This window comes from Bacteroides finegoldii DSM 17565 (assembly GCF_000156195.1).
Taxonomy (GTDB): Bacteria; Bacteroidota; Bacteroidia; order Bacteroidales; family Bacteroidaceae; genus Bacteroides; species Bacteroides finegoldii.
Genome location: NZ_GG688331.1, coordinates 60,532 through 61,135 on the forward strand (window position 1 = coordinate 60,532; position 604 = coordinate 61,135).

A 604-nucleotide genomic window follows, 5' to 3' on the forward strand; every position below is an offset into this window, starting at 1 on the left:
AAGTAAACCTGCCAATAGAGAAGTGAATGCTCAAGTTTCCATCGATCCGGAATATTTGGTCACCTACAACAAAGAACATTTTACTGATTTTAAGATGTATCCCCAAACATTGATTGAACTGGGACATACAGAAATTGCATTGGAAGAAGATAATGAAGTTCCTCAAACTGAAATTGTGCAAATAGCTATTCTCAGTAGCCGTTTTCCTGATAACTTAATAAAATATGGCGAAAATAGCTTGGTAGACGGTAACGATAGTAACAAAGCTATAGAAATATTTGTTGCTGCTAAGAGGTTTGTACCAAGAAGCAATTTCCTTTTTACTGTAGATATGCAGAATGCTCAAACTTTCTCTGGTATCAGAGTTAAATATCTTGGTAGCAATCCAAGCAACTTCTATAAAGAAGTGACGATTTCTCTTTCTAGTAATAATTCCACTTGGACTAAAGTAGGAACGATCGAGAATGCTGTTGAAAAGAATGGTGCATCTGACTTTATCTTCTTAGTTCCTGTAAAAGCACAATATATTAAGACTGAGATGGATATCCCTATTAAAGAAGCAGACTACATCAATATTACTGAAGTTACTGTTTATCAGAAATAA

At 34.4% G+C, this 604-nt stretch carries 1 protein-coding gene; it reads left to right on the forward strand.

What is annotated here, in order from left to right; genetic code table 11:
* A partial coding sequence (locus BACFIN_RS03630; RefSeq protein ID WP_007756940.1) for a discoidin domain-containing protein occupies positions 1-604 on the forward strand: 604 nt, incomplete at its 5' end.